The organism is Streptosporangium sp. NBC_01810, from assembly GCF_035917355.1.
GTDB lineage: Bacteria > Actinomycetota > Actinomycetes > Streptosporangiales > Streptosporangiaceae > Streptosporangium.
Genome location: NZ_CP109070.1, coordinates 4,315,644 through 4,342,176 on the forward strand (window position 1 = coordinate 4,315,644; position 26,533 = coordinate 4,342,176).

A 26,533-nucleotide genomic window follows, 5' to 3' on the forward strand; every position below is an offset into this window, starting at 1 on the left:
GGGGCACGGCGCGGGAACCTCGGGGGCACGGCGCGAATCCGGTCGGCCTCCGGTTTCCGAAGACCTCAAGGGAGGTCGACTACATTGGGCGATATGACGATCATCGTGACCGGTTCCTCGGGCCTGCTGGGATCGGCTCTGGTCAAGGCCCTGCGGGACGACGGCGCCCGGGTGGTCCGTCTGGTGCGGCGGGTGCCGAAAGACGGCGACGAGTCCTTCTGGGACCCGGCCAAGGGGGTTGTCGACCCGGCGGCGCTGGAGGGCGCGGAGGCGGTGATCCACCTCGCCGGCGCGGGCATCGGCGACCGGCGCTGGAGCGACGACTACAAGCGCGAGGTGGTCCGTAGCCGGGTCGAGGGGACTCGGACCCTGGTGGGCGCGCTGGCCGGTCTGGCGGCGAAGCCCGTGGCGCTGCTGTCCGGCTCGGCGATCGGCTTCTACGGCGACACCGGGGAGGCGTCGGTGGACGAGAGTGCGCCCGCGGGCGCCGGGTTCCTCGCCCAGGAGGTCGTGGTGCCGTGGGAGGCGGAGACGGCGCCCGCCGAGGAGGCGGGCATCCGGGTGGTGAGACTCCGTACCGGACTGGTGCTGAGCGGGCAGGGCGGCATGCTGTCCCGGCTGCTCCCCGTCTTCAGGTTGGGGTTGGGCGCCCCGCTGGGGTCCGGGCGGCAGTACTGGTCGTGGATCTCCATCGACGACTGGGTTCTCGCCGTACAACACATACTGAGAAATTCAGAGATCTCGGGGCCGGTGAACCTGACGGCGCCCGAGCCGGTCACCAACGCGGAGTTCACCAAGGTGCTCGGAGCGGCCCTGCACCGGCCCACGCTGCCCCTGGCCGTTCCGGGGTTCGTGCTGCGCACGGCCATCGGGGGGTTCGCCGAGGAGGGTGCGCTGACCGGCCAGCGGGTGCTGCCGCGGCGCCTGCTCGACAGCGGCTACGCGTTCCGGCATATCCGTCTCGACGAGGCACTGTCCGCCGTACTCTAGGGTCCCTGTTGCAGCCGTTGTCAGCACTGGGGAGATCGATATGAGCACGCCCGGGCAGTCGCACATCCTCGCGATCGGGGGTGGTTCGTTCCGCGCTTCCGCACGTTACGGCTCCATCGAGGCGAGCTCGCTGCTCCGGTACGCCCTTGACCTCACCGGTCAGGACCGGCCCCGGCTGGGCCTGCTCGCCACCGCTACCGGTGACGACGCCGACTGGCTGTTGAAGATGTACGGCGCCTTCCGCGAGTGGGACGTCGAGGTCAGCCACCTGTCCCTGTTCCCGATGCCCAACATCGAGGATCCGCGCGAGTGGGTGCTCGGCCAGGACGTCATCTACGTCAGCGGCGGCAGTGTGGCCAACCTGGCGGCCCTGTGGCGGCTGCACGGCCTGGACGAGATCTTCGAGGAGGCGTGGCGGGCCGGCGTGGTGCTGAGCGGCCAGAGCGCCGGGGCGCTCTGCTGGCACGTGGGCGGCAACACCGACTCCTTCGGCCCGACGCTGCGGGTGTGGTCCGAGGGCCTGGGCCTGCTGCCCTACTCGTGCGGCGTCCACTACGACTCCGACCCGCAGCGCCGCGCGCTGCTGCACGAGGCGGTGGCCTCGGGCGAGCTGCCGGAGGGTTACGCCGCCGACGAGGGCGTGGCGCTGCACTACGTGGGCACCGAGTTCATCCAGGCCGTCAGCGTGCACCCGGACGCCTACGCCTACAAGGTCGAGCACGACGGGGCAGGTGGGGCCAAGGAGTTCCGCATCGAGCCTCGGCTTCTCACGTCGTGACCACGAACGGGTCAACTACTCTTGAGACGTGAGTGACCTGGCAATCGTCCGTCTTGGCGTTGATTTCCCCTATGAGCAGGCCTGGGATCTTCAGCGGCGCATCCACGCACGCCGTGTGGCCGAGGAGATTCCCGACACCTGCCTGATGCTCGAGCACGCGCCGGTCTACACGGCGGGCAAACGAACCGCGCCGCACGAGAGGCCCACCGACGGCACCCCCGTCGTCGAGGTCGACCGGGGCGGCCGGATCACCTGGCACGGTCCCGGCCAGCTGGTCGGCTACCCGATCGTCAGGCTCGGCGGCACGCTCGACGTGAACGCCTACGTGCGGCTCCTGGAGGAGACCCTGGTGGCCGTCTGCGCCGACTTCGGGGTGCAGGCGGGCCGAGTTCAGGGGCGAGGCGGCGTCTGGGTGGCCGGAGACCCCTCGCACGGCCTGCCCGACAGGAAGGTCGGGGCCATCGGCATCCGGGTCTCGGGCGGCGTCACGATGCACGGATTCGCGCTCAACTGCTCCAACGACCCGAGCTGGTACAACCGGATCGTCCCGTGCGGTATCAGCGATGCCGGGATCTCCTCGCTGTCCGCCGAGACCGGCCGGCGGATCGTGGTCGACGAGGTCCTGCCGTACGCCGAGAAGCATCTGGCGGAGGCGCTCGGCGCGCGGGCCTTCGAGCTGCCCGAGGAAGACCTGTTCCGGCGCTGAACACCGGGAACCCCGGGACCTCGCGGCTCGCGGTGGGACATAGGCTGGGGACGTGAGCGAGCGTGACGACTTTTACCACACCTCGACGTGCAACACCTCGGTCCCGCGACCGGCAAAGGAGCTCGCATGACCGTCGCACCCGAAGGGCGGAAGCTCCTCCGCCTGGAGGTCCGCAACGCTGAGACCCCCATCGAGAAGAAGCCCGAATGGATCAAGACCAGGTTCAGGACGGGCCCGAACCACACCGAGCTGCGGGCGCTGGTCAAGCGCGAGGGGCTGCACACGGTCTGCCAGGAGGCCGGATGCCCCAACATCTCCGAGTGCTGGGAGGACCGTGAGGCCACCTTCCTCATCGGCGGCGACCAGTGCACCCGGCGGTGCGACTTCTGCCAGATCGACACCGGCAAGCCCAAGGCGTACGACACCGACGAGCCGCGCCGCGTGGCCGAGTCGGTGCGGCAGATGGGCCTCAACTACGCGACCGTGACCGGTGTCGCCCGCGACGACCTGCCCGACGGCGGCGCGTGGCTGTACGCCGAGACCGCGCGGCAGATCCACACGCTGCTGCCCGGCTGCGGCGTCGAGTTGCTGGTGCCCGACTTCAACGGCGACCAGGCCCAGCTGGAGGAGGTCTTCTCCGCCAGGCCCGAGGTGTTCGCGCACAACGTCGAGACCGTGCCGCGGATCTTCAAGCGCATCCGGCCCGCCTTCCGCTACGAGCGCTCCCTGGAAGTGATCACCAAGGCCCGTCAGGCCGGCCTGGTGACCAAGTCCAACCTGATCCTCGGCATGGGCGAGGAGCGCGAGGAGATCGTCCAGGCCATGCGCGACCTGCACGAGGCCGGGTGCGACCTGCTCACCGTGACCCAGTACCTGCGGCCCACCCCGCGCCACCACCCCGTCGACCGGTGGGTCAAGCCGGAGGAGTTCGTGGAGCTGGGCAAGGAGGCGGAGGCCATCGGTTTCGCCGGGGTCCTGTCGGGGCCGCTGGTGCGCTCCTCCTACCGGGCGGGCCGCCTGTACAAGCAGGCGGTCGAGGCCCGTCAGCACGCCTGAGCCGGCTCCCGCCAACCGGAAGGACCCCGCTCGTGACGAGCGGGGTCCTTCCGGTTTTACCGGCCCGGTTCGCATGGCCGCTCCAGTGGAGGCCGCCTCGGCGGCCGATGTGGCGATAGTGGTCGCCTCGACCACCCCCGAGGCGGCTCGATCGCCCCCGAGGTGGAGAGCTCGGGCCGCAGCGTCGCCGACCGCCGCCTGAGCGCGACCGTGACCGTGTAATCCCGGTAAAATAGTCGGCGAGGGGCACTTCTCCCGGTCGTATCGGCCTTTCCGGCGCTCCGCGGCCTTCGGGCCCGGCGCCGGAACCGGCACCGGGCAGGTCACGTTTTCACTTCTTGAGCCATGGATTTGTATCCTTCAGAACATGGCCAAGAAGCCCGAAGACTCAGAGCGCCCGGGGCGCATCAAGCAACTCCGCATGATCGCGAAGATCATCAAGGAGGCCAACCCCAAGGGGATGCCGATCGTCTACGCCTCGGCGCTGGGCACGCTCGCGCTGTGCGTGGTGATCGGCCTGGTCACGGGCTGGTTCTGGTATCTGCTTTTCATCGGGATCATGCTGGCCCTGACCGTCGGACTTGTGGTGTTCGGCCAGCTCGCCCAGAAGGCGCAGTATTCCATGCTGCACGGGCAGATCGGCGCCGCCGCCGCGATCCTGCAGGGCATGCGCGGCAACTGGGAGGTCACCCCGGCCGTCGCGGTCACCCGCGACCAGGACATCGTGCACCGCGTGGTCGGCTACCCCGGCATCATCCTGGTCTCCGAGGGGCCGGGCAGCCGCGTGCAGAAGATGCTGGTCGCCGAGAAGAAGCGCGTCCAGCGGATCGCGCTGGACGTGCCCGTCTACGACGTCCAGTCCGGTGACGGCGAGGGGCAGATCCCGCTGGCCAAACTGCAGCGGCACCTGATGAAGCTGCCCCGCAACCTCAAGAAGCCCGCCCTGTACGAGATCAACAACCGGCTGAAGGCCCTGCCGCAGACGCTGCCGATGCCCAAGGGCCCGCTGCCGCGCGGCGCGAAGATGCCCCGCCCGAAGATGCGCTGATGAGCTCCGCCGGGGTGGGCCGCCACCGGGTGGACTCCGCGGCCACGTCCCGGGCCAACCGCGGCTGGTGGGACGGGGCCGCCGACGACTACCAGGCCGAGCACGGGGAGTTCCTGCGCGACTCCGGGTTCGTCTGGTGTCCCGAGGGATTGGACGAGGCCGACGTCCACCTGCTGGGCGATGTCGCGGGCAAGGACGTGCTGGAGATCGGCTGCGGCGCCGGGCAGTGCGGACGCTGGCTGGCCGGCCAGGGCGCCAGGGTGGCCGCCTTCGACCTGTCCTTCCGCCAGCTTCAGCATTCGCGCCGGATCGACCTGGACGCGAGCGCCGCGCTCCCCGTGGTCCAGGCGGACGCCGAGATCCTGCCCTTCGCCGACGGGGCGTTCGACCTGGCCTGCTCGGCCTTCGGCGCGCTGCCGTTCGTGGCCGACGCCGGGGCCGTCCTCGCCGAGGTCCACCGGGTGCTGCGCCCCGGCGGCCGGCTGGTCTTCTCGGTGAGCCACCCCATCCGCTGGGCCTTCCCCGACGACCCCGGTCCTGGCGGGCTGACCTCGGACCGCTCCTACTTCGACCGGTCCGCGTACGTGGAGATCGGCGAGGACGGGCGCCCGTCCTACGTCGAGCACCACCGCACGATGGCCGACTGGGTCCACCTCATCACCGCCTCCGGGCTGGTGCTGCGGCAGCTGACCGAGCCCGAGTGGCCGCCGGGCCACGACCGCGAGTGGGGCGGTTGGAGTCCGCTGCGCGGCCACCACCTGCCCGGCACCGCGATCTTCACCTGCACCCGGTAGGCACGCGTCCACCGACAGGCGACCCGCGCGCTCGGGCGCCCCGCGCGCTCAGGCGACCGGCACGCTCAGGCCTTCGACGCGCTCGGGCCGCCGGCGCGAGATCCGCGCGGAGGCCGTGTCTCGGGGCGGACGCCTGCCCCGAGACACGAACGGCACCCCGGCCTCGTTTTCCGGATCGGTTCAGATCACCTGCGGAACGCGGGCCTAGCGGCCGGCAACGGCGTTCATGACAATCCGCCCGATCTCGTCGAAGGTGTCGAAGTCTCCGCCGTAGAACATGTTCTTGGTCATGGCGATCGCGATCCCGGTGGCCGTGTCGGCGTACGCGGCCGAACCACCGCTGCCCGCCATCCCGAACAGGGTGGGGCTGTCGAGCAGCGCGGTGGCCCCGATGGCGTACCCGAGGGATCTGGTGACCGGAGTGCCGGTGACCTCGTCCACACCGGTGACCGCAACCTCGGTGATCTCTCGCAGCCGTTCCGGCGAGACGAGCCTGACACCGTCCACCTCTCCCAGCAGGGCGGCGTACATGCGGGCCACGGCGCGGGCGGACATGGTGCCGCCCGCCGGGATGTCGGAGGTCAGCACGTCGGCGCGGTTGCCGAAACCGGCATCCGGCATCGCCGCCATCGGCGCCGCCGTGTAGCCGTCCACCACCTTGAAGAACGGTATGTCGGCGAACATCTCGGCGGACATCTCCGCGGGCATCTCGAAATCGCTCGGCGCGTCCTCCAGGCGGGCCAGCCTGCCCAGCTCGGATTCGGGAACGCCGAGGAACAGCTCGCCGGCCACCCCGAGCGGCCCGGCGACCTCCTCCCGCAGGACCCGCGAGATCGGCCTGCCGGTGGCCCGGCGGACGATCTCCCCGATGATGTAGCCGAACGAGTGGGGGTGGTAGCCGGTCCTGGTGCCGGGCTCCCACCAGGGCTTGGCGTCGGCGATCGCCGCGCACATCCCCTCCCAGTCGCACAGGTCCTCGGGCGTGGTCCCGGCGGGCACTCCGGGCACGCCCGCCGAGTGGGTCAGGGCGTGCCGCACCGTCGCGCGTTCCTTGCCGTGGGCGCCGAACTCCGGCCACAGCTCGACGATCGGCGTGTCGTAGCCGAGGACGCCCCGCTCCACGAGCACGTGCACCACGGTCGAGGTGACGCCCTTGCCGGTCGAGGCGCTGTAGAACGGCGTGTCCGGCGTGACGGGACGCCCGGTGGCCGGGTCGGCGACGCCCGCGACGACGTCGACCACCGGTTCGCCGTTCCGGTACACGGCGACCTGCAGGCCCCGCTCGGTCCCGGACTCCACGAGCCTGTCGACCGCCTCCTGGACCTGCTTCTGCATATCGTTCATGATCATTCCTTCCGTGATGCGGTGTGTGACCGTTACGACGGCCGGAGACCGCAAAAGGAATCGCTCCGGGGATCCGGTTCTCGGAAGTGCGGTGCCGCCCGGCCCCCGTCCCGCTGGGCCGGGGACTCAGCGGCGCCCGGGCCTCCGGGAGATCGCGAGCAGGACGGCGGGTTCCCGTCCCGGATTGCGCAGGGCTCGCACCGGCAGCCCGTCCAGCCACAGCACGTCGCCGCACCGGAAGGCCAGGCGATCACCGTCGGAGCAGACGAGCTCGATCCGTCCGCACTCAAGCAGGACGATCGCGTCCCGCCATTCGGCTCCGGCCCGGTCCAGCGAGCCGCCGGGTTCGACGACGACCGCCCGTACCTGGAACGACGGCCCGAACCGCCCCGCGAAGGAGGGAGGCGGGTCTTCGCCGGTGTCCGTCACAGCGTCGAGGGGAGGCCGAACGCCGGGAAGATCTCGGCGCCGAAGGTGGTGATCTGGGTCACCAGCCCGTCCTCGACCCGCAGGACACCGAGCCACGAGCCCTGGTACTCGGACTCGCCCGGGCGCCTGAGGTAGGCCGCCGCGGCGGGTTGCCGGTTGGCGCGGGTGGGCAGGACGCGCCAGTCACCCCACGCCTCGGGGCCGATCATGGCCGGGCGCCACGACTCGACGATCGCCTCCCCACCCAGGATCCAGATCGGGGCCGGCGGCATCGTCTGCCAGGCGTCCGCGCGCAGCACCCCGGCCAGCACCTCGGGATCCGCCTGCTCGACGGCGTCCATGTAGCGTCGCAGCGCCGCGAGTTCCTCCCCGGTCGGATCCGAGGAGGGCGCCCACTCCAGACGCTGTGCGGGCAGGTGCTCCCGCATCGTCGACCGGGCCCGCTGCAGAGCGCTCTTCACCGCCGCGACGCTCACCTCCAGCAGCGCGGCGGCCTCCTGCGCCGACCAGCCGAGCACGTCGCGCAGGATCAGCACCACCCGCTGCCGGGGAGGCAGATGCTGGATGGCGACCAGGAAGGCCAGCTCGATCGTCTCCTTGGCGACCACCTCGGCGTCCGGCTCGGCGCCGGCGGGCGCGGGCGGCTCCAGGAGCCGGTCCGGGTACGGGCTCAGCCAGAAGACCTCGGTCGGCGACGGCGAGGACACACCGGAAGTGGCCAGCACCGGCGCTTCGCGCGGGCGCGGGCGACGCGGGTGGCGGTCCAGGAAGTCCAGGCAGGCGTTGGTCGCGATCCGGTACAGCCAGGCCCTGAAGGTCGAGCGCCCCTGGAAGCTCTCCCTCTTGCGCCAGGCGCGCAGGAACGTCTCCTGCACCAGGTCCTCCGACTCCTCGAAGGAGCCGAGCATCCGGTAGCAGTGCACCCGCAGTTCCCGCCGGTACCTCTCGACGAGCGTGCCGAACGCCGGCTCGTCACCCGCCAGCGCGGCGGCCAGGACCGCGCTCTCCTCCGGACCCGCCTCATCCTTGATCACGAAGTCGTTCCTCCCTCACGGCTGACCGCCCAGCGCGGCCGCCCACCGTTATGACGGCCGCCGACAGGAAAAGGAATCGGCGCCCGTGGAGCCTGGCGCGGGCGAGATCACGAATACGAGCGTGAAGCCTGAACACAGAGCCGGCCTCGGGTACAAGCGCGAAACCGGGCGTGAGGACAGCTCAGATGCGAGCGTGAAACCTGAACACAGGGCCAGACTCGGGTACAAGCGCGAAACCGGGCGTGAGGACGCGGCTCAGAGGCGTACGACCACGGTGTTCGCCGCGCGGTCGTGCAGGCCCCGCTGGTCGCGGTCCCAGATGAGAGCGGGCAGGGCCAGGCAGAGCAGGACGGTCCGTACCAGCACGGAGACGAACCCGGGGCGGCCGCCGCCGAGCGCGGCGACCCTGATGCCGAACAGGCGCATCCCGAAGGTCATCCCCATGGTGCCCACCAGCAGGAGGTATTCGGCGGCCAGGACCAGGATCGGGACCCAGGCCGAATGAGCGGGGTCGATCCGCAGAAGCCCCTGGGTGATCGCCCAGGTGCAGATCAGCCAGTCGACCACGATGGCGCCGAGCCTGCGGCCGAATCCGGCCACCGAGCCGCTGCCCTCTCCGGGCAGCCCGAGCCGCTCCCCCGGATAGCCGAGATCGACTCCGGCCGACCTGACGCCACCGAGCCAGGTCTGGGTCCAACGCGGCTGCTTGCTGCTCATGGCCCCAACGGTATCCGCCCCGGGTACCGCCCCCGTACTCGCCCGGACCGGCCGGCGAGGCGGGACGGCGACCGGCTGCGCTTCTGGGTCGGTAAGTGGAACGGCGGGGGGGACCGCCCCGGCGCGGTGCGACGTCGATGACGGCTTCATCCACCCGTTCTATCCGGACTCGACTCCCGATCGGGAAGTGAAGGCCGACGGCCCCGCCGTGGATCCCTACTCGCTCGAGGAGGAGACGCCGGAGGGCTGCAGGCCACTGAAGTCCGGCACGTGAAAATCCGGCAAAACCGGGCAAAGGAAGGCTCGGTATACCCGTCCAGCCGGGGCCCGAGAACTAGCGTGGGGGCGACTTTCGCTTAACACGAGCGAAACAAACGAGACACGGGGCGGTAACGGCACAGGCATACTTTCGGTCTGATAGCCCGTGCCCCATGGGAGGTTCGCGTGTTCAACTCCGCCGACGACGTCCTGAAGTTCATCAAGGACGAAGGGGTGCAGTTCGTTGATGTCAGGTTCACCGACCTGCCGGGGACGACGCACCACTTCACGTTCCCTTCGGAGAACTTCGGAGCCGGCGTCTTCACCGACGGTCTCATGTTCGACGGCTCGTCGATCCGCGGTTTCCAGGCCATCCACGAGTCGGACATGCTGCTGCTGCCCGACCCGTCCACGGCCGTGCTCGACCCGTTCCGGCAGCACAAGACGCTCAACATCAACTTCTTCGTGCACGACCCGCTGACAGGCGAGGCCTACAGCCGCGACCCGCGCAACGTCGCCCGCAAGGCGGAGGAGTACCTCAAGGGCACCGGCATCGCCGACACGGTCTACTTCGGTCCCGAGGCCGAGTTCTACATCTTCGACGACGTGCGGTTCGAGACCAACGCGCACGCGAGTTACTACTACATCGACTCGATCGAGGGCGCCTGGAACAGCGGCAAAGCCCAGGACGGCGGCAACCTCGGTTACAAGCCGCGCTTCAAGGGCGGCTACTTCCCGGTCCCGCCGATGGACCACTTCACCGACCTGCGCTCGGAGATGGTGCGCCGCCTCATCGACGCGGGCATCGACGTCGAGATGCAGCACCACGAGGTGGGCACGGCCGGCCAGGCGGAGATCGACTTCCGGTTCAACACGCTGCTCAAGGCCGCCGACACCCTGATGCTGTACAAGTACATCGTCAAGAGCACGGCCCTGGAGTACGGCCACACGGTCACCTTCATGCCCAAGCCGATCTTCGGTGACAACGGCTCCGGCATGCACTGCCACCAGTCGCTCTGGAAGGACGGCGCGCCGCTCTTCTACGACGAGGTCGGCTACGCGGGCCTGTCCGACACCGCCCGCTACTACATCGGCGGCCTGCTCAAGCACGCCCCGTCGCTGCTGGCCTTCACCAACCCGACGGTCAACTCCTACCACCGCCTGGTGCCCGGCTACGAGGCCCCGGTCAACCTGGTCTACTCCCAGCGCAACCGCTCGGCGTGCATCCGCATCCCGATCACGGGCTCCAACCCGAAGGCCAAGCGCATCGAGTTCCGCGTCCCGGACCCGTCGTGCAACCCGTACTTCGCCTTCGCCGCCCAGCTCATGGCCGGCATCGACGGCATCCGCAACAAGATCGAGCCGGTCGAGCCGGTCGACAAGGACCTCTACGAGCTTCCCCCCGAGGAGGCCCGTAACATCCCGCAGGTCCCCGGCTCGCTGACGGACGTGCTCGCGGCCCTGGAGGCCGACCACGAGTACCTGCTGGAGGGTGGCGTGTTCACGCCGGACCTGATCGAGACCTGGATCTCCTACAAGCGGGAGAACGAGATCGACCCGATCCGGCTGCGCCCGCACCCGCACGAGTTCGAGCTCTACTACGACGTCTGAGCCTCCCGACCCGCGCAAACCCCGGTGACCGGCGGAAGCGCACGGGCATCTCGCGAAAGGCCGTCGGCCGTCCCTCCCAGGAGGGCACGCTCGACGGCCTTTCGCATGCGCTCCTCCCCCGACGGCACGAAGTGCGCGCAGGTGCGTGAACCCGGTCTCTCGTGGCCGGGAACCCGGCGAGGCCCCTCCGCTACCGCACGCTCCCGGCAAGAGCGTCATGTGGAGCCCAGGTTGATGGAGCAGACGAAAATGGACGTCCATCCCCTCCACCTCGTAGTCCGACCACTCCGCGCCGCCCGTGTAGCGTGCCCAGTCCGCCTTGCTGAGCTCCACGCCGGTGTAGCCGCGGCAAGCCGCCTCCTCCGGGTCGGCGACGACCTCGGCCAGGTTCCTGAGATCCCACAGGGAGACGCCGCCCGGGTCGGCCCCCAGGGCGACGCCGCCATCGGCGCTGATTCCAAGGTCGCGGGCGGAGGAGGCGTGCGCTCTCGTCACCGACAGGCGCGCTGGACGAGGCCTGTCGGTCAGATTCCCCCCAGACCAGGCGCCTGTCAGGCGGTCGCCAGCAGCGCGGCCAGGTCCTTGGGCACCGGCATGGGCTGGGTCAGGCCGAGGTCGACGCCGGCACCCGGCAAGCGCGCTTCGGCGGCGGCTTTGGCGACGGCTTTGGCGGCCAGGTCAAGCCCGGCCGCCACGGTGACCGCGGCCGCGCCGAGCAGCGCGTGGACAGCGTTCACCCACCGGGCCATAGCCGGGCGCGGTGGCGGTCCGCCGTACAGCTGAGAGCTCGGCTGCCCCCGCACTCCCCGCAGTGCGGATCACCTGCCCTGGAAAGGGCTCACCAGCCGAGTTCGTCGCAGCCGTTGTGGGCGGCGGGTTCGACTTGGAGGGTGGCGTGGGCGACGCCGTGGCGCCGGCGGAGCAGGTCGCGGGCCTGATCCAGGACGGCGTGGTTGTCGCTCTGGTCTGTGGTGACGAGGTGGGCGGTGGCGACGTTCATGCCGGAGGTCAGCGTCCATAGGTGCAGGTCGTGGACGTCGCGTACGCCCTTGATGACGGCCAGGTCGGTCGCGACGGCGGTGGCGTCGACGCCCTCGGGGACGTGCTGGCCGAGGACTGCGAAGACTTGGCGGCCGAGCATGACGGCGCGTACGGCAACGAAGACGCCAATGGCCAGAGCGATGACGGTGTCCCAGAAGGTCTGGCCGGTGGCGGCGATGAGCCAGCCGGCGACGATGACGCCGACCGAGCCTGCGGTGTCGGCCACGACCTCCAGGTAGGCGCCCTTGACGTTGAGGCTTTCGCTCGCGCCGGACCGCAGCAGAACCAGGGCGACGAGGTTGACGACCAGGCCGATGGCGCCGACGACGAGCATCGGCCCGGAGGAGACCTCGGCCGACCCGCCGATGCGGCCGATCGCCTCGGCGACCACGTACAGGGCGACTGCGAGCATCAGCACGACGGCCAGCAGGGAGGCGAACACCTCGGCCCGGTAGGAGCCGTAGCTGCGGCGGCCGGTGGTGTCGGGGCGGGTGGCGATCCTGGTGGCGACCAGCGCGGCGCCGAGGGTGACGACGTCGGCGGCCATGTGCCCGGCGTCGGACAGCAGCGCCAGCGAGCCGGAGATCAGGCCGTAGGCGAGCTCGACGAGGAAGTAGGCGCCGATCAGGGCGAAGGAGAGCGCCAGGCGCCAGCGGTGGCGGCTTGCGGCATGCCCATGGCCATGTCCGGTGCCCATCACAAAACCCCATCCCGTTCGGAGTGCAGGACCTCGGTGTGCTCGGTGTCGGACAGCAGCCCGAAGACGTCAGCCGTGTCGGTCAGGTCTTGCGCGGACGGCATCCGCTCGCACACCGCGACGGCCCGGTCGGCGTCGACGACCTTGGCCGCACAACCGTCCATTGCCAATATTTGCTCATATGAATATGTGTTCATATGAGCAAGGTTGGGGTGGTTTTGCCGACGTGTCAAGAGCGGTCCCGCTCATGGGCGGCCCGTCGTACCCCCACGCCCGGGTCGGGACCCGGACAGCTGGAGTTCCTCGACTTCGAGTGCGAAGCCTGCCGGGCCGCCTTCCCGGTGGTGGAGGACCTGCACGAGCAGTACGCAGGCAAGGTGACCTTCGTCGTGCGTTACTTCCCGCTGCCCGGCCACTTCAACGCCGAACGCGCTGCCCGCGCCGTCGTCGATGCGGCACTCGCCAGCTGAGGCCGGCGGGGAACCGGCCGCTGCCCGACCGGCGTCCGCGGACGCTCCCCGCCGGTCCCCCCAGGCCTCCGGGCGCATGGCCGGCCCGGGGAGCCGTTTGCCCGGCTGCTGGCCTGGCTACTACTGGCCGGTGGCGCGCTCGGCCTGAGCGCGGCGTTCACGCTCTCCGTCGAGAAGATCGCCCTGCTGAAAGATCCGGCCTACGTGCCCACGTGCAGCATCAATCCGATCCTTTCGTGCGGTTCGGTGATGATCACGCCGCAGGCGGAGGTGTTCGGATTCCCCAACCCGCTCCTGGGCATCGCCGGATTCGCCATCGTCACCACCACCGGCGCCGGCCTGCTGGCCGGGGCGGTGCCGCGCGACTGACCTCGTATGCCGCGACGGCGCTCTCCGCCAGGTCCACGTACGGCCTGCCACACCACTTGTCGAGCGCTTCCGCGGAATAGCGTGCCAAACCCTCTATGTCGCAGCAGAGCTTGGCGTCCGGCTCCGGGAACACGTCGTCGGATTCCGTAGGCAGGTGCGTGGTCGCGAACGCCCTGCGGATCAGGAGGCCGAAGTGCCGGTTTACCTGGCGGAGAAGTCGAATTCGCCGTTCTTGACGCCGCCGACGAATGCCTGCCACTCGGCGCGGGTGTAGACGATCACCTCGGCGTCGGGGCGGAGGCTGTGCCGTACGGCGACGCGCCCACTGCCATCGGCCAGCGGACCGGCCTCGACGCACTGCCCGCCACCGTTGGCGCTCCTGGTGCTGATGTGCCAGGCGACGCCCGCCAGCTCCTCGGGGCTGATCATCATGTGCTCCCTCTCGCTCGTTTGGCACGACCGATCGCGGTCCGGATGACGGTCGCGGACTCATCCGGGGTGAGCGCGGCGCTACGTAGGGAATCGTACGCTCGTGCGAAGATCTCGGCACCCTCCGCTTCGGTGTAGACGGCACCCCCTCTGGTCTCCACATAGCTCGCGTCGGAGTAAGGCTCCGGCATATCGAAGATCGTGAAAGCACCCTCCGGGCTGGCGTGCGCCCCGGTGGCGAATGGCAGGACCCGGACGGTCACGTTCGGCCTCGACATGGACTTGGCCAGGTGTTCCAGTTGGGCGCGCATCACCTTCGGGCCGCCGATCATGCGGTGTAGCACGGCCTCGTCGAGAACGATCTCTATGCTCGGAGCCGACTCGGCGTCGAGCACGCGCTGCCGGGCCATCCGGAACTCCACCCAGCGCTCGATCTGCTCACCCGGAGCATCCGCGTCGCCTGCCGCGATGACCGCCAGGGCGTAGTCCCGGGTCTGAAAGAGGCCCGGGATGACCATCGCCTCATAGGAGCGGATCCCCTCCGTGCGGGTTTCGAGCCAGACGTGGTCGAACATCCCACCGAGGGAGTCGGTGGCATAGCCGTCCCACCAACCCTTTCGCCAGATGTCGCGGCTGAGCCGCTCCAGCCCGTCGCGGATCTTCTGGTCGCCAACGTCGTACAGGTTAAGGAGAGCCAGTACGTCGGACACCCTCGCCGGGATGATGCCGGCCTCCAGTCGGCTGATGGTCGCGGCGTCACGCTGCAGGTAGTCACCGGCCTGCCTGAGCGTCAGCTTGGCCGACTCACGGAACTCCTTGAGGCGTTTGCCGAGCCACTGCGCCCGCAGTGTCGGTCCTCGTTTTGCGCCCATCGCCGTCTCCTTCGAGCTCGCGACGTCCGTGTCGCTGATTCGATAAGGGATGAATCGGGACAAGTCCAACAAGCTCTTCAAGCAAGCTTGCGCACTCGTAAATTCAATGTCACGCTACCGAGGCATCGATGGTCACGCTATGCGTTTACTTGAAGACGCAGAGAAATCGAAGCGGAGCCGTCCAGCAAATCTCCACTCAGGTTCAGCACCGGAAGGGAGCACGACATGGAGCATCACGCTGGTTCCGACCAGCCATCCGTCCGCCATGACCCGGACTTCGACGAGCGTTGCCCGCGGAGCACGGGCCCGGAGAGTGCGTACGCGAGTGCGCGCATGCCGACCGGTGATCTCCCGCGCATGTTCGCCCTGGTCCAGGAGCTCGACGAGGACGACGAGAGGGGCAGGGCGAGTTCGCCGGAAGTGGTGGCGTACGGGCTGGCGCTGCCGGATGGGACGGCGGCGACCGTCAGCAGGAACGGGTACGGGTTCGGCCGGTGGACGAACGCCCACCGGGCCGCGCATCGGCTGGGCTCCGACCTTGTCTGGCTCGGCGAGAGCGCCGTCTGACCGGTCAGGGAAAGGTGCCCCGGACCGCGCCCCCGGGGCATCGCGGTCGCGTGCACGAAGGTGATGCACAACGGCTGCGTGCGGCAACGCCGTCCTACGCGATCACACGACACCGGCCATGACCGGCACGAGACACCGCCACTGAACTCGAACGAGCGATGTCGTGCTGCGCGAACAGCCCCCAAGTCGACATCACCTATTGAGCGCCGGTAACGAGGCCGCGCGTTCCACAGTCCTCACGATCAAGGACGGCACCCCTCCTGCCGTTAGATCGCCGACGAATGGGACAGAGGGGGTGGGGCCGGGCGGCAACGGGTCCGGTCGGAGATCACTACCTGGAGGTTGTGCATGCTTGCTCAGACCACGCGGAAGGCGGCGCTGGCCGCGGCGGCGCTGGCGGCGCTCGTCGGCCTGGTCGGCGGTTGCGGAGGCGACGGTGACGGTGACGACGACAGGGACGACAGCCCGGATGTGGTCAACACGACCGGACCCGGTGGGGACGACGACGGCGGTGCGGACGACGACGGGGACGGCAACTGATCACCACGGAGGCGGCGGGCAGTGTCGCCCGCCTCATCGCGACCCGCATGCCCGGCACGCGGGTCGCGGCATGCCGACCCTCCCCACCTGCTCGCAAAAGCTCATCAAGGCGAGGGGGCGCCCGGCGAGAGCCGGGCCAAAGCCGCGGGATGTCCCGGGTGACCGCCTAGAGCCTGCGTGGCAGCAGCCCCGTGTCCTAACCGACAGATAAGCCTGCGGGCAGCGACCGCGCGCCTCGACCAACAAGTCGAACTCCTTGACGTAGGTGCCGTGTGGCCCCGTGGAGCCTGCGGGCAGCGAGAAGTCGACGGGCCTCGTACGGTCGCGGGTCGGCCGTCAAGGTGACCGGGCGAAGAGTCTCCCCGAAGCCTTCATGAGACGCGCGGAGCCGGGTTGTTGGGCAGACTGGTCGTGACTTATGCGGATAAATCAGGCGAGGTGACGTGACAGAGGCCGGCCCTCACCGACTTCGCGATCTTCTCGGACACCGGCAGCAGGCCGCGGCGGCCGTGCTGCTGGGAATGCTCCTGCTGCTGAGCGCCTCGGTGCCGACCTGGCCGGTCGCCCTCAACCGGACCACCGCCATCGCGTACGCGATCGAAGCCGGATGGCGCCAACCCGGCTGGAGGGGCGGCGGGATCCCGTACTCCTGGGGCGGCGGTCACGGCGAGAGGCCTGGCCCCTCCCTCGGCACCTGCCAGGGCTACACGGGGGCGATCCAGCCCTGCCCGGCCACCCAGACCCTCGGACTGGACTGCTCCGGTCTCACCCGCTGGGTCTACCACCTGGCCTACGGGCGCGACGTGCTGGGACCCGGCAACACCGACGACCACGTGAAGCGGCTCAAGAGGATCCCCGCCGCCGTGGCCAGGCCGGGAGACCTCGTCTTCTACGGCAAGATCGGCAAGCGTAAGGTCAGCACTCATCACGTCGGCGTCTACGTCGGCCGGGGAAAGATGATCAATGCACGGAGGACCGGGACCGAGGTGCGGATCGATCGCGTCGCGGCCCTCGACGACCTCGTCGGCTACTTCCGCTACCCGGGACCCCTCTGAGGTGCCCTGAAACAGGGCTAGGAACGGTTGCCCCGGACGCCGGTCAGGCGGCGTAGCACGTCCCACCAGAACGAGGCGCCGAACAGCAGCGCCACCATGGTGAGCAGGTAACCCGGCCAGTGGCCGGGGGTGATGAGCCGGTCCCACCAGGCTTCGCCGTTCCAGTGGAACGAAGGATCGGCGGAGCCGTCGGGCGGGATCGTGATGCTCACGATCGCGTGGTCGAAGATCTTGACCAGCGCCGGGGAGCTGAGGGACTCGGTCACGCACTGGTACGGCTCGGCGAGACCGGCCTCGGCACCGGCGCACTTGTCCCTCAGCGCGGCGTACCCCTCCCCGCCACCTCCCGCGATGGCGGTCACCCCGGCACGGTAGGCGTTGTCGCGCAGCAGGGTCTTGCCGTACTCCAGTGCGTCCATGCTGAACAGCAGGGTCAGCACCATGCCCAGCGCGAACACCACCCACTTGACGTAGCGGGCGTAGAGCGTGGACAGGCGATGCATCTCCCCGTTGAACCAGTCCTCGACGCCCTGCCGGAACTTCTGCGCGTCCCGCTGGGCACCCTCCCAGATGCCCTTGAGATGGCCCGCGAGCGGGCTGCGGATGGCCTCCAGTTTGGCGAGCAGGCCGTCGACCCCGCCCTCCTCGGCGGCGACCAGTTCCATCACGGCGCCGGAGAAACGCTCGGGCGGGATGTTGGCGATGCTGGTGCGGGTGCCCTTGGGGTGGTCGATCTCCTGGAGCCGTTCGTACAGCCGTGCGGTCATGTCGACCGGCGGCGCGGGCCGCCCCCCGAGATCTTCGGCGGTGGGCTCACCGGTGCCCGCCTCACCGGGTTCGGCCCCTTCTGCGCTCTCCTCCGCAGCCAAGACCTCAGCCGGGGCCTCAGCCGAGAGTTCAGCCGGGACCTCGGCCGGGAGCTCGGTCGAGAGTTCAGCCGAGACCTCGGCCGGGACCTCGGCGGGGGCGACCGGCATCGGCTCGACCACCGCGGGCGCCGGATCCGGACTGTGCGCCGGGCGCGGATCATTGCCGGAGAAGGGCAGCTTCGCGAAGACGTCGGCTATCTTCGACGGGATCCACGACCTGCCGTCCTCGGAGCCGTCCAGGGTGTCCCTGAGATAGGCCCAGAGGAACTTGCTGCGGATCCCGAGCAGCCGGACGAATGCCTCGTTGATCCCGCTCACCAGGAGCGACAGGAGCAGGAAGGCCAGGATCAGGCCGATGGCCAGATCAATGTAAACCGATATCAAAAAGATCACCCGGACCGTTGATACACGCCCTCCCCCGGCGGCGCAACGAGATCACCAAAACGGGTCGGTTTTCGTGACCCCGGGGGGCAGGCGGACCGACCCTCACGATCCGAGTCAGGTGACCGACACCCACTCCGCCCCCCGGGGGACGGAGATCCTTGCCCGCCGCGCGGGCTTCTGGTGGGTCGCCGCTTCTTCGCGTGGCCGGGACAAGTCCCGGCCCTGTCCGGCCGCGAGAACGGTCAGCCCTCGTAGAAGACGCGCTCCACGACCCGGCGGGCACGGCGGGTGGCGCGGCGGTAGTCGTCCACGAAGTCCTCCGTACCGTCGGGCGGGTAGCCGAGGGCGCGGGCGATGAGCATGCGCTCGCGGACGTCCACCGGGATCGTGTCCGAGGCCCGGCCCCGGACCACGACGACGGCGTCGCGGATGCGGGAGGCGAACCGCCACGCCTCGGCGAGCATCGCCTCGTCGGCCTCCGCGAGCAGGCCCTCGGCGACCGCCGCGCTCAGCGCCTCCAGGGTGCGGGTGGTCCGCAGCGACGGGAGACGCCCGGCGTGACGGAGCTGGATGAGCTGGGCCACCCACTCCACGTCGGACAGCCCGCCGGGGCCGAGCTTGGTGTGCAGGGCGGGATCGGTGCCGCGCGGGAGCCGTTCGGCCTCCATCCGGGCCTTGAGCCTGCGGATCTCCAGCACGGCCGCCTCGGAGATGCCTCCGGGCGGATAGCGCAGCGGGTCGGCCAGGTGCAGCAGGCCGATCCCAAGCTCGGCGTCCCCGGCGGAGAAGCGGGCGCGCAGCAGCGCCTGCGACTCCCACGGCGAGGACCACCGCTCGTAGTAGGCCGCGTACGAGGCCAGGGTGCGGACCAGCGGCCCGGCCTTGCCCTCGGGGCGCAGGCCGGGGTCGATGAGCAGCGGCGGGTCGGGGGCGGGCAGGGCCAGCAGGCGGCGCAGCTCGTTGGCCACCTCGTACGCCATCTCGGTGGCCTCGCGCTCGGCCATCCCCTCCAGCGGAGAGTGCACGAACATCACGTCGGCGTCGCTGCCGTAGGAGGACTCGATCCCGCCCAGACGGCCCATCGCGATCACCGCGAACCTGGTGCCCAGCGGGGTACGGCGTTCCATCTCGACCTTGTCGATCGCGGCGTCGAGCGCGGCCTGGATCGTCACGTCGTTGAGCCCGGACAGTGTCTGGCCGACCTCCTCGATGTCGATGAGGCCGGAGAGGTCGGCGGCGGCGGTGCGGAGCAGCTCCCTGCGGCGCAGTCCCCGGACCGCGGCCACCGCGCCCTCGGCGTCCCCTGGATGGCGGGCGACCATGGTCCGTGCCTCCGACAGCAGCGCCTCGGCGGGCCTGGGGGCCAGCTCGGTGTCCGAGCCGAGCATCGCGACCGACTCAGGTGCGTTCATCAGCAGTCCCGTCATGTAGCGGCTGGTGCCGAGTATCCGGGCCAGCTGCGAGGCCACCGCGGTCTCGTCGCGCAGCAGTCGCAGGTACCACGGGGTGGAGCCGAGTTTGTCGGAGACCTGGCGGAAGCCGAGCAGGCCGGCGTCGGGATCGGGTGCGTCGGCGAACCAGCCGAGCATGACCGGAAGGAGGGTGCGCTGGATCGCGGCACGGCGGGAGACGCCCGTGGTCAGCGCGCTGATGTGACGCAGCGCCCCGGCCGGGTCGGTGTAGCCGAGCGCCTCCAGGCGGGCCTTGGCCGCGGCGGTGGAGAGCCGGTCCTCCGACTCGGGCAGCCGGGCCACCGCCTGCAGCAGCGGCCGGTAGAACAGCTTCTCGTGCAGGCGCCGTGCCTCCATGGCGTGCCGCCGCCACCTGGTGGTGAACTCTCCCACCGGGTCGGCGGTCATGCCCAGGCTCCTGCCGAGACGGCGCAGGTCGGCGTTGCCCTCGGGCACCACATGCGTGCGGCGGAGCCGGTGCAGCTGGATCAGGTGCTCGACCTGGCGCAGGAAGGTGTACGCCTCGGCGAGGGCCTTGGCGTCGTCCCTACCCACGTAGCCGCCGCGGGAGAGAGCGGCGAGCGCGGGAAGGGTGGCGCGGCGGCGCAGCAGCGGATCGAGACGGCCGTGGACGAGCTGGAGCAGCTGCACCGCGAACTCTATGTCGCGCAGCCCGCCCGGCCCGAGCTTGAGCTGGCGGTCGGCCGCGCCGCCGCGGACGTGCTCCTCCACCCGGCGGCGCATGGCCTGCACGTCCTCGACGAACTTGTCGCGGGTGGCGGCCTGCCAGACCATCTCGTTCACCGCGTCGACGTACTGCTCGCCGAGTTCGGCGTCGCCCGCGACCGGCCGGGCCTTCAGCAGTGCCTGGAACTCCCACGTCTTGGCCCAGCGCCGGTAGTAGGCCAGGTGGCTGGCGAGGGTACGGACCAGCGGCCCGGCCTTGCCCTCGGGGCGCAGCGCCGCGTCGACCTCCCACAGCGCCCCCTCCGGGGTACTGGTCGAGCAGGCGCGCATCATGCCCTGGGCCAGCCGGGTGGCGAGCTTGATGGCCCCGTGCTCGTCGAGGGTGTCGTCGCCCCCCTCTCCCGGCTCGGCGACGAAAACGACGTCGACGTCGCTGATGTAGTTGAGCTCGCGTGCTCCGCACTTGCCCATGCCGATGACGGCCAATCGCACCGCCCCCGCCTCCGGGTGCTCCGACCTGGCGATGGCGAGCCCCGCCTCCAGCGCGGCCCCGGCCAGGTCGGACAGCTCGGCGGTCACCTCCGACAGCGATACGGCCCCGGTGACGTCACGCGCGGCGAGGTGAAGCAGGCGGCCCCGGTAGGCGACACGTAGCGCCGAGAGAGTGGCGGTGGAGGCGTCGGCGGCCCTCGGCTCGGGATCGTCGGGCTCGGCGCCGACCGCGAGCAGCAGCTCCGCGCGGAGCTCTCTCTCGCCCGGGCGCTCCACCTCCGATGTCTCGCCGAGCAGACGCCAGTGCTCCGGATGCCTGACGACGTGGTCGCCGAGCGCGGCGCTGACGCCGAAGACGCCGAGCAACCGGGCACGCAGGCCTGGGTCGGCGCGGAGCGCTCCAAGAACGCTGGGGTCCTGCTCGGCCAGCCGGTTCAGCGAGGTGAGCGCCAGGTCGGGATCGGCAGCGGCGACCAGCGAGGTCAGCAGGTCGATGTCTCCGAAGGCCTCCGGCCCCAGCTCGTCGAGCAGCCGCTCGGCCCTGGCCCCGTCGGCGAAGCCGAGCCTGGCCAGGCGCCCGGCAGTCGTCTGCATCCGGGGCACGGTCTCCACCGACCCTCCATGGTCTTCGATCACAAGCACGGGTGCCCTTCCTCAGTCCTTACCCCGAGCGATCAAAGGTGCACGCCCCTCGCGGTCGCGTCGGCCTCGGCGCGTACCTCGGGCATTCGGAGCGTCGCCGCACAGGCTAATCCTGAAAATGTGCGGCGTCGTTAGCGGATTCGGAACGTAATCACTCAGTCACGCGGTTTGGGCGGCGGTGGCGAATCGCTCGGCGAGGGGCTTCCAGGCGGCGGCGAGGCGTTCTCCGGCCTCCTTCACCTGCGTGTTGAGCTCTTCGACCGAGTGACCCAGGTCGGTCAGGTGGTCGGCCGAGCCGGTCGTCCAGCCGGCGAAGATCTCCGGGGTGGCCTCGGGGTGGAACTGCACCGCCCAGGCGCTCTCCCCCAGCCGGTAGGCCTGGTTGGGGTAGGGGGTGCCGGTGGCCAGCGGCACCGCGCCCGCGGGGAGCCTCGTTATCGCGTCGCGGTGGTACTGGACGGCGGGGGAGGGGGTGAGACCTGCGAACAGCGGGTCCGCTCCGGCGGCCGGCAGTGGGACGACCTCGGTCGCGCCGACCTCCAGCCCGTGCTCTCCGCGCTCGACGGCGCCGCCGCAGGCGAGCGTCATGAGCTGGGCGCCCAGGCAGATTCCCAGGGTCGGCACGCCCGCCTCGACACAGCCGCGGATCAGGTCTCGGGTGGCGGGCAGCCAGGGGTACTGCTCGTCTTCCCAGGCCGCCGCCTCGCCGCCGAGGACGATCAGCGCGTCGGCGGCCCGCTCGGGCACGGCCTCGCCCAGGTAGGGCCGGACGATCTCGCAGGCGGCCCCGGCCTCGGCCAGCCATCCGGCGAGGAACCCGAGACCCGCGTCCGCCTCATGCTCGATGACAATAATTCTCATACGGAAATTATGGGCTGAAATAGGGATAAGTGACGTCTCACCCACTGACCACGTGGAACGCGAGGGCGGGCACCGGTGGTGTGGAGGGTCAAGGGCAGGACCTAGCTGGAGCGATCCAGTCCGAGGGCAGGACCTAGGCGGGAGCGATCCAGACGGCCTTGGCGGCGGCCACCAGGGTGCCGTCGACCTCGTAGATGGCACTCTCCCCGAAGAGCTTGCGGCCCTCGCGGCCATTGGCGCGGGCGACGACGGAGTAGGTGCCGCCGGGATAGATCCGGCGGTGCAGCCGCATGGTCAGCCTGCCGAGCAGGGCGAACTCGCCCGGCTGGAAGTGCGCCCAGCCGGTGGGGCAGTCGAGGGCGGCCCAGACGATCGCGTCGGGGACGGCGCCGTCCTCGTCGGCGACGGTCATCGGGACCCGCCAGCCGGCGGCGATCAGGTCGGTGCCGGGCACCTTGCCGGGGAAGATCCGCAGGCCGTCGCCGGGATCGCGCAGACCGCACGCGAAGCAGCCGGGAAAGGCGTGTTCGACGAGGCCGGCGAAGCCGCCCTCGGCCCGCGCCGCCTCGTTGAAGGGCACGAAGGCGGGTACGTCGAAATCCTCGGTGACCGTGATGGCCTCGACGAGGAGCCTCTCACCGTCGGTGAGGGTCGCGGTGTTGGCGAGATGGCGCAGGGACAGCTCGGTATCCAGTGGCGTGGGCGCGTGCAGCGTGACCTCGACAGCCGAGTCGTGCCGGGCGCCGCGCAACGCCTCGGAGACCGTGCCCGCGATCCATCCGCCGTTCGCGGAGCCCTCGGGGCCACGGAAACGCGCCGGAACGGTCAGCACGGTCTGCAGCTCGGCAGTCGTCGTCATGCCGCACCTCCTGTCGCCTTTATGGCGATTAATCCTCAAAAATCATGGTATTTGGACTGACCAATTTTATCGGACTGCTTGTACATACAGCCAACCCGGGGTCGATGACGCCCTCGTTCGCACCAGGTAACGCCGGTATGACGTTCGGCAGGCGGCATCGGATTACCCGCCTTGGAAACGCATCACGGCCGCGCGGCATCGGATTACCCGCCTTGGAAACGCATCACGGCCGCGCGGCATCGGATTACCCGCCTTGGAAACGCATCACGGCCGCGCGGCACGAGTCGCGCGGCCGTGTCCCACGACCGTGTCCCACGGCCCTTCCCGGCACGGTGGGTGCCCCGGACGCCCGCCGTGCCGGCGCCGCGGGAGCGGCTAGAGGACCGGCAGGTAGCGGCCGAGCTCGAACTCGGTGACCTGCCGGCGGTAGTCGTTCCACTCGGCACGCTTGTTGCGCAGGAAATAGTCGAAGACGTGCTCACCGAGGGTCTCGGCGACGAGCTCGCTGCGCTCCATGACCGCTATGGCCTCGTCCAGCGACTGGGGCAGCGGCTGGATGCCCAGCGCCCTGCGCTCGGCCGAGGTCAGCGCCCAGACGTCGTCCTCGGCGCCTGGGGGCATCTCGTACCCCTCCTCGATTCCCTTCAGACCGGCCGCGAGGATCACGGCGAAGGCCAGGTAGGGGTTGCAGGAGGAGTCGAGCGAGCGGAACTCGATGCGGGTCGAGCCGCCCTTGTGCGGCTTGTACATCGGCACCCGGACCAGGGCCGAGCGATTGTTGTGGCCCCAGGAGATGTAGCTTGGGGCCTCGCCGCCGGCTCCGGCGATCGCCTCGGCACCGCCCCAGAGCCGCTTGTAGGAGTTGACCCACTGGTTGCAGACCGCGGTGATCTCGGCGGCGTGCGCCAGCAGGCCACCGATGAAGGAGCGACCGATCTTGGAGAGCTGGTAGTCGGCGCCCGGCTCGTAGAAGGCGTTACGGTCGCCCTCGAAGAGCGACATGTGGGTGTGCATGCCGGAGCCGGGATGCTCGGTGAAGGGCTTGGGCATGAAGCTCGCCCAGATGCCCTGCTCCAGCGCGACCTCCTTCATGACCAGGCGGAAGGTCATGATGTTGTCGGCGGTGGTGAGCGCGTCGGCGTAGCGCAGGTCGATCTCCTGCTGGCCCGGGCCGCCCTCGTGGTGGCTGTACTCGACGGAGATGCCCATCGACTCCAGCATCATGATCGCGTTACGCCGGAAGTCATGGCCGGAGCTGTGCGGGGTGTGGTCGAAGTAGCCACCACCGTCGATCGGCTCGGGCCGCCCGCCACCCTCCGGCCGGTTCTTCAGCAGGAAGAACTCGATCTCCGGGTGGGTGTAGAAACTGAAGCCCATGTCGGAGGCCCTCGACAGGGTGCGCTTGAGCACCCAGCGCGGATCCGCGTGCGAGGGCGAGCCGTCCGGCATGAGGATGTCGCAGAACATGCGGGCCGCGCCCGGCGTCTCACTGCGCCATGGAAGGACCTGGAAGGTCGACGGGTCGGGCTTGGCGAGCATGTCCGACTCATAGACCCGGGCGAAGCCCTCGATCGCCGAGCCGTCGAAGCCGATGCCCTCGGCGAAGGCCCCCTCAAGTTCGGCCGGAGCGATGGCCACCGACTTCAGGAACCCGAGCACATCGGTGAACCACAGCCGGATGAACCGGATGTCGCGCTCCTCAAGGGTGCGGAGAACGAACTCCTGCTGGCGGTCCAAGGCTTCTCCTTCATTGCTGACGTGCTGCGACACGCCTGATGGTCTATCAGTTTGCCCTCTTAGTGTTTCGCACACGTTACGAGGAGGAACAGTGAGCCGCGTGTCGCGCCTCCGCACGACGTGCCCCGTCTCCTCTTACAGTGTGCGACCGGAACCACTGGAAGTTCGATCCGGGGGAAAACGATGACGCGCACCGAAGTTCATGAACCACCGCACACGGTCTCGTCACCGGTCAGGCTCACCGAACGCCTCGCGGCGCTGGCCATGTCCTGCCCCGTCCACCCCTCGATACACCTCATCGAGGCCGCCGTGTCCGACTGGGCCCACGCGGCCGGACTGGCCCCCGACCCCGCCGCCTCCTGGCTGGCCGGGCGGGCGTTCGCCCGCTGCGAAACCCGCGCGGTCACGCTGCTGGCCCGCTGGCTGACCTGGATGTCGCGGCTGCGCGCGGAGCCCGCGGCGCTCGCCCCGGTCCTCGCCGTGGCCGCGGGCGGCGGTCCGGGCACGACGCCGCCCGCGCGGGCCTTCGCCGACCTCTGGGAGGCGTGCGCACCCCGGATGAGCGACGCGTGGCGCGAGCGCTTCACCGCCGGGCTGTCCACCGGCGCGCGCCCGGCCGGTGAGCACGCGGTCGGCGAGCACGCGGTCGGCGAGCACGCGGTCGGCGAGCACGCGAACGCCTTCGGCTGCCTGCTGCTGGACCTGGTGGAGCCCTGCTATGGAGTGGAGGTGCCCGCCCCGGTGCGGCGGAGCCCGCAGTGGCAGGCACTCGTCGAGGCGAGCGGCGACGTGACCACCTGGTGCGCGGACGCGGCGGCCGGACGCGACGGCGCCGCAGGCGCCTTTTTGGAACGCTCCAACCGGACGGCGACGGAGGAGTGGGTGATCGACCGCGTCGCCACCCGGATGGAGGAGTTGTGGACGGCGGCCCGCGCGATCCCGGCGCTCACCGAACGGCACGGCCTTGGCTTTGCCGCCTCCCACGAGGTGACGCGGGTGGCATGCGCTTTCTTGACCATCCCGAGGGCTTATCTGGAGTGGCTCCTGGAAACACCCCGCTATCGTCACTTAGGGTAACAGTTCGAGTTCACCAAGTAACGACGGGGTAAACGATGAGCACCAGGCTCCTCAATCGCAAGCTTGACCGTGCCTTCGGGCACATGGACGTCGACGGCAGCGGATCCATCAAGCGCGAGGACCTTCTCGGTCTCGGGGCCCGGATCCTCGTCGGCTTCGGTGAGTCGCCGACCGCCCCGACCGGCAGCAGGCTCGCCCAGGGCTTCGAGGGAATCTGGCGGACGCTGGCCGCGGAGATCGATGTCGACGGCGACCGCGCGATCTCCCCGGCGGAGTTCCGCGCCGGCATGACCTCCGCGTTCGTCGAGGGCGATCGGTTCGACGCGGTGTTCGGACCCGCGGCCGAGGCGGCGGCCCGGCTGTGCGACGCCGACGGCGACGGTACCGTCGGGCCGGACGACCTCTGGGTCATGATGGCCGCGTTCGGCACCTCCCGTGAGAACGTGGCGGCCGCCTTCGAGCGGCTCGACGGCGACGGTGACGGCATGGTGTCCGTGGGCGAACTGGTCGAGGCGACCCGGCAGTTCTACACGAGCACCGATCCGGACGTGGCCGGCAACTGGCTGTTCGGTCCGCTGTAGTGGCTCTCACCCCGACTTTCGGCGATCCCCTGACCTTTCCCCGACCCCACTCACAACCCTTGCCACATTCCCTGCGCCCGTCCCCCTC

General features: G+C 70.0%; 28 protein-coding genes. 14 read left to right on the forward strand and 14 right to left on the reverse strand.

Features of this window, described 5'->3' with window-relative positions:
- Window positions 1-93 precede the first annotated feature (93 nt).
- The 6 genes from OIE13_RS18640 (at window position 94) to OIE13_RS18665 (ending at window position 5,372) form a co-directional block, all read left to right on the forward strand.
- Entirely contained in the window at window positions 94-990 is an 897-nt protein-coding gene (locus tag OIE13_RS18640; protein ID WP_326638054.1) for a TIGR01777 family oxidoreductase, read from the forward strand.
- A gap of 40 nt (window positions 991-1,030) precedes the next feature.
- Window positions 1,031-1,768 carry a peptidase E gene (locus tag OIE13_RS18645; RefSeq protein ID WP_326638052.1) on the forward strand — a complete coding sequence of 246 codons (738 nt, stop codon included), beginning with the start codon at window positions 1,031-1,033 and terminating at the stop codon, window positions 1,766-1,768.
- A 28-nt stretch (window positions 1,769-1,796) separates the two neighbouring features.
- On the forward strand, window positions 1,797-2,474 hold the full coding sequence (lipB, locus tag OIE13_RS18650; RefSeq protein WP_326638050.1) for a lipoyl(octanoyl) transferase LipB: 678 nt from the start codon (window positions 1,797-1,799) through the stop codon (window positions 2,472-2,474).
- A 126-nt stretch (window positions 2,475-2,600) separates the two neighbouring features.
- Window positions 2,601-3,530, forward strand: coding sequence for a lipoyl synthase (gene lipA / locus OIE13_RS18655; protein ID WP_326828457.1), 930 nt, complete (start codon window positions 2,601-2,603; stop codon window positions 3,528-3,530).
- Between the two features lie 367 nt (window positions 3,531-3,897).
- Complete coding sequence (locus tag OIE13_RS18660) at window positions 3,898-4,578, forward strand: DUF4191 domain-containing protein (protein ID WP_326638046.1); 681 nt, start codon at window positions 3,898-3,900, stop codon at window positions 4,576-4,578.
- Window positions 4,578-5,372, forward strand: a complete 795-nt coding sequence (locus tag OIE13_RS18665) for a class I SAM-dependent methyltransferase (RefSeq protein WP_326828458.1) — start codon at window positions 4,578-4,580, stop codon at window positions 5,370-5,372. Before OIE13_RS18660 ends, OIE13_RS18665 begins: the two co-directional genes overlap by 1 nt.
- A 204-nt stretch (window positions 5,373-5,576) precedes the next feature.
- Here OIE13_RS18665 and OIE13_RS18670 read toward each other — a convergent pair whose 3' ends face one another.
- The 4 genes from OIE13_RS18670 to OIE13_RS18685 form a co-directional block, all read right to left on the reverse strand.
- The gene (locus OIE13_RS18670) at window positions 5,577-6,716 is read right to left on the reverse strand and encodes a serine hydrolase domain-containing protein (RefSeq protein ID WP_326828459.1); all 1,140 of its coding nucleotides are present in this window, start codon (window positions 6,714-6,716) and stop codon (window positions 5,577-5,579) included.
- 126 nt (window positions 6,717-6,842) lie between these two features.
- Window positions 6,843-7,145 carry a cupin domain-containing protein gene (locus tag OIE13_RS18675; RefSeq protein WP_326638040.1) on the reverse strand — a complete coding sequence of 101 codons (303 nt, stop codon included), beginning with the start codon at window positions 7,143-7,145 and terminating at the stop codon, window positions 6,843-6,845.
- Entirely contained in the window at window positions 7,142-8,179 is a 1,038-nt protein-coding gene (locus OIE13_RS18680; RefSeq protein WP_326638038.1) for an RNA polymerase subunit sigma-70, read from the reverse strand. The genes OIE13_RS18675 and OIE13_RS18680 overlap by 4 nt, the downstream gene beginning before the upstream one ends.
- A 255-nt stretch (window positions 8,180-8,434) precedes the next feature.
- Window positions 8,435-8,896, reverse strand: coding sequence for an RDD family protein (locus OIE13_RS18685; RefSeq protein ID WP_326638037.1), 462 nt, complete (start codon window positions 8,894-8,896; stop codon window positions 8,435-8,437).
- Between the two features lie 444 nt (window positions 8,897-9,340).
- Here OIE13_RS18685 and glnA point away from each other — a divergent pair, with 444 nt between their 5' ends.
- Window positions 9,341-10,765, forward strand: a complete 1,425-nt coding sequence (gene glnA / locus OIE13_RS18690; RefSeq protein ID WP_326638035.1) for a type I glutamate--ammonia ligase — start codon at window positions 9,341-9,343, stop codon at window positions 10,763-10,765.
- A 551-nt stretch (window positions 10,766-11,316) separates the two neighbouring features.
- Here the strand turns inward: glnA and OIE13_RS18695 are convergent.
- The 3 genes from OIE13_RS18695 to OIE13_RS18705 form a co-directional block, all read right to left on the reverse strand.
- Window positions 11,317-11,502, reverse strand: a complete 186-nt coding sequence (locus OIE13_RS18695) for a hypothetical protein (RefSeq protein WP_326638034.1) — start codon at window positions 11,500-11,502, stop codon at window positions 11,317-11,319.
- 101 nt (window positions 11,503-11,603) lie between these two features.
- Window positions 11,604-12,503, reverse strand: coding sequence for a cation diffusion facilitator family transporter (locus tag OIE13_RS18700; RefSeq protein ID WP_326638032.1), 900 nt, complete (start codon window positions 12,501-12,503; stop codon window positions 11,604-11,606).
- Complete coding sequence (locus tag OIE13_RS18705; protein ID WP_326638030.1) at window positions 12,503-12,667, reverse strand: hypothetical protein; 165 nt, start codon at window positions 12,665-12,667, stop codon at window positions 12,503-12,505. The genes OIE13_RS18700 and OIE13_RS18705 overlap by 1 nt, the downstream gene beginning before the upstream one ends.
- Window positions 12,668-12,700: 33 nt before the next feature.
- Here OIE13_RS18705 and OIE13_RS18710 point away from each other — a divergent pair, with 33 nt between their 5' ends.
- Window positions 12,701-12,973 carry a DsbA family protein gene (locus OIE13_RS18710; RefSeq protein ID WP_326638028.1) on the forward strand — a complete coding sequence of 91 codons (273 nt, stop codon included), beginning with the start codon at window positions 12,701-12,703 and terminating at the stop codon, window positions 12,971-12,973.
- A gap of 123 nt (window positions 12,974-13,096) precedes the next feature.
- Complete coding sequence (locus OIE13_RS18715) at window positions 13,097-13,342, forward strand: vitamin K epoxide reductase family protein (RefSeq protein ID WP_442816071.1); 246 nt, start codon at window positions 13,097-13,099, stop codon at window positions 13,340-13,342.
- 201 nt (window positions 13,343-13,543) lie between these two features.
- Here OIE13_RS18715 and OIE13_RS18720 read toward each other — a convergent pair whose 3' ends face one another.
- Window positions 13,544-13,774 carry a DUF397 domain-containing protein gene (locus OIE13_RS18720; protein WP_442811544.1) on the reverse strand — a complete coding sequence of 77 codons (231 nt, stop codon included), beginning with the start codon at window positions 13,772-13,774 and terminating at the stop codon, window positions 13,544-13,546.
- Window positions 13,771-14,643 carry a helix-turn-helix domain-containing protein gene (locus OIE13_RS18725; RefSeq protein WP_326638026.1) on the reverse strand — a complete coding sequence of 291 codons (873 nt, stop codon included), beginning with the start codon at window positions 14,641-14,643 and terminating at the stop codon, window positions 13,771-13,773. Before OIE13_RS18725 ends, OIE13_RS18720 begins: the two co-directional genes overlap by 4 nt.
- A gap of 225 nt (window positions 14,644-14,868) precedes the next feature.
- Here OIE13_RS18725 and OIE13_RS18730 point away from each other — a divergent pair, with 225 nt between their 5' ends.
- From OIE13_RS18730 to OIE13_RS18740, 3 genes are all read left to right on the forward strand, one after another.
- The gene (locus OIE13_RS18730) at window positions 14,869-15,210 is read left to right on the forward strand and encodes a hypothetical protein (protein WP_326638024.1); all 342 of its coding nucleotides are present in this window, start codon (window positions 14,869-14,871) and stop codon (window positions 15,208-15,210) included.
- A 348-nt stretch (window positions 15,211-15,558) separates the two neighbouring features.
- Window positions 15,559-15,750, forward strand: coding sequence for a hypothetical protein (locus tag OIE13_RS18735; RefSeq protein WP_326638022.1), 192 nt, complete (start codon window positions 15,559-15,561; stop codon window positions 15,748-15,750).
- Window positions 15,751-16,193: 443 nt separating this feature from the next.
- Window positions 16,194-16,805 carry a C40 family peptidase gene (locus OIE13_RS18740; RefSeq protein ID WP_326638020.1) on the forward strand — a complete coding sequence of 204 codons (612 nt, stop codon included), beginning with the start codon at window positions 16,194-16,196 and terminating at the stop codon, window positions 16,803-16,805.
- 17 nt (window positions 16,806-16,822) lie between these two features.
- Here OIE13_RS18740 and OIE13_RS18745 read toward each other — a convergent pair whose 3' ends face one another.
- The 5 genes from OIE13_RS18745 to OIE13_RS18765 all read right to left on the reverse strand — a co-directional run bounded on the left by OIE13_RS18745 (window position 16,823) and on the right by OIE13_RS18765 (window position 24,787).
- A complete protein-coding gene (locus tag OIE13_RS18745) occupies window positions 16,823-18,067 on the reverse strand; it encodes a hypothetical protein (RefSeq protein ID WP_326638018.1) in 1,245 nt (414 codons plus the stop codon).
- Between the two features lie 233 nt (window positions 18,068-18,300).
- Window positions 18,301-21,282 carry a bifunctional [glutamine synthetase] adenylyltransferase/[glutamine synthetase]-adenylyl-L-tyrosine phosphorylase gene (locus OIE13_RS18750; RefSeq protein ID WP_326830300.1) on the reverse strand — a complete coding sequence of 994 codons (2,982 nt, stop codon included), beginning with the start codon at window positions 21,280-21,282 and terminating at the stop codon, window positions 18,301-18,303.
- Between the two features lie 207 nt (window positions 21,283-21,489).
- A complete protein-coding gene (locus OIE13_RS18755) occupies window positions 21,490-22,191 on the reverse strand; it encodes a type 1 glutamine amidotransferase (protein ID WP_326638016.1) in 702 nt (233 codons plus the stop codon).
- Window positions 22,192-22,324: 133 nt separating this feature from the next.
- The gene (locus tag OIE13_RS18760) at window positions 22,325-23,050 is read right to left on the reverse strand and encodes a hypothetical protein (RefSeq protein WP_326638015.1); all 726 of its coding nucleotides are present in this window, start codon (window positions 23,048-23,050) and stop codon (window positions 22,325-22,327) included.
- 375 nt (window positions 23,051-23,425) lie between these two features.
- Complete coding sequence (locus OIE13_RS18765) at window positions 23,426-24,787, reverse strand: glutamine synthetase family protein (RefSeq protein ID WP_326638013.1); 1,362 nt, start codon at window positions 24,785-24,787, stop codon at window positions 23,426-23,428.
- 183 nt (window positions 24,788-24,970) lie between these two features.
- Between OIE13_RS18765 and OIE13_RS18770 the strand changes: the two genes are divergently transcribed.
- On the forward strand, window positions 24,971-25,864 hold the full coding sequence (locus OIE13_RS18770) for a terpene synthase family protein (RefSeq protein ID WP_326828460.1): 894 nt from the start codon (window positions 24,971-24,973) through the stop codon (window positions 25,862-25,864).
- Window positions 25,865-25,899: 35 nt separating this feature from the next.
- Window positions 25,900-26,445, forward strand: a complete 546-nt coding sequence (locus OIE13_RS18775; RefSeq protein ID WP_326828461.1) for an EF-hand domain-containing protein — start codon at window positions 25,900-25,902, stop codon at window positions 26,443-26,445.
- Window positions 26,446-26,533 lie beyond the last annotated feature (88 nt).

Bases quoted from the DNA above. Each gene is read 5' to 3' on its own strand.
- OIE13_RS18640 (WP_326638054.1), top strand. From the start codon at position 94: ATGACGATCATCGTGACCGGTTCCTCGGGCCTGCTGGGATCGGCTCTG.
- OIE13_RS18645 (WP_326638052.1), top strand. From the start codon at position 1,031: ATGAGCACGCCCGGGCAGTCGCACATCCTCGCGATCGGGGGTGGTTCG.
- lipA (WP_326828457.1), top strand. From the start codon at position 2,601: ATGACCGTCGCACCCGAAGGGCGGAAGCTCCTCCGCCTGGAGGTCCGC.
- OIE13_RS18660 (WP_326638046.1), top strand. From the start codon at position 3,898: ATGGCCAAGAAGCCCGAAGACTCAGAGCGCCCGGGGCGCATCAAGCAA.
- OIE13_RS18665 (WP_326828458.1), top strand. From the start codon at position 4,578: ATGAGCTCCGCCGGGGTGGGCCGCCACCGGGTGGACTCCGCGGCCACG.
- OIE13_RS18670 (WP_326828459.1), bottom strand. From the start codon at position 6,716: ATGAACGATATGCAGAAGCAGGTCCAGGAGGCGGTCGACAGGCTCGTG.
- OIE13_RS18685 (WP_326638037.1), bottom strand. From the start codon at position 8,896: ATGAGCAGCAAGCAGCCGCGTTGGACCCAGACCTGGCTCGGTGGCGTC.
- OIE13_RS18700 (WP_326638032.1), bottom strand. From the start codon at position 12,503: ATGGGCACCGGACATGGCCATGGGCATGCCGCAAGCCGCCACCGCTGG.
- OIE13_RS18705 (WP_326638030.1), bottom strand. From the start codon at position 12,667: ATGGACGGTTGTGCGGCCAAGGTCGTCGACGCCGACCGGGCCGTCGCG.
- OIE13_RS18710 (WP_326638028.1), top strand. From the start codon at position 12,701: ATGAGCAAGGTTGGGGTGGTTTTGCCGACGTGTCAAGAGCGGTCCCGC.
- OIE13_RS18720 (WP_442811544.1), bottom strand. From the start codon at position 13,774: ATGATGATCAGCCCCGAGGAGCTGGCGGGCGTCGCCTGGCACATCAGC.
- OIE13_RS18725 (WP_326638026.1), bottom strand. From the start codon at position 14,643: ATGGGCGCAAAACGAGGACCGACACTGCGGGCGCAGTGGCTCGGCAAA.
- OIE13_RS18730 (WP_326638024.1), top strand. From the start codon at position 14,869: ATGGAGCATCACGCTGGTTCCGACCAGCCATCCGTCCGCCATGACCCG.
- OIE13_RS18735 (WP_326638022.1), top strand. From the start codon at position 15,559: ATGCTTGCTCAGACCACGCGGAAGGCGGCGCTGGCCGCGGCGGCGCTG.
- OIE13_RS18750 (WP_326830300.1), bottom strand. From the start codon at position 21,282: ATGCAGACGACTGCCGGGCGCCTGGCCAGGCTCGGCTTCGCCGACGGG.
- OIE13_RS18755 (WP_326638016.1), bottom strand. From the start codon at position 22,191: ATGAGAATTATTGTCATCGAGCATGAGGCGGACGCGGGTCTCGGGTTC.
- OIE13_RS18760 (WP_326638015.1), bottom strand. From the start codon at position 23,050: ATGACGACGACTGCCGAGCTGCAGACCGTGCTGACCGTTCCGGCGCGT.
- OIE13_RS18770 (WP_326828460.1), top strand. From the start codon at position 24,971: ATGACGCGCACCGAAGTTCATGAACCACCGCACACGGTCTCGTCACCG.
- OIE13_RS18775 (WP_326828461.1), top strand. From the start codon at position 25,900: ATGAGCACCAGGCTCCTCAATCGCAAGCTTGACCGTGCCTTCGGGCAC.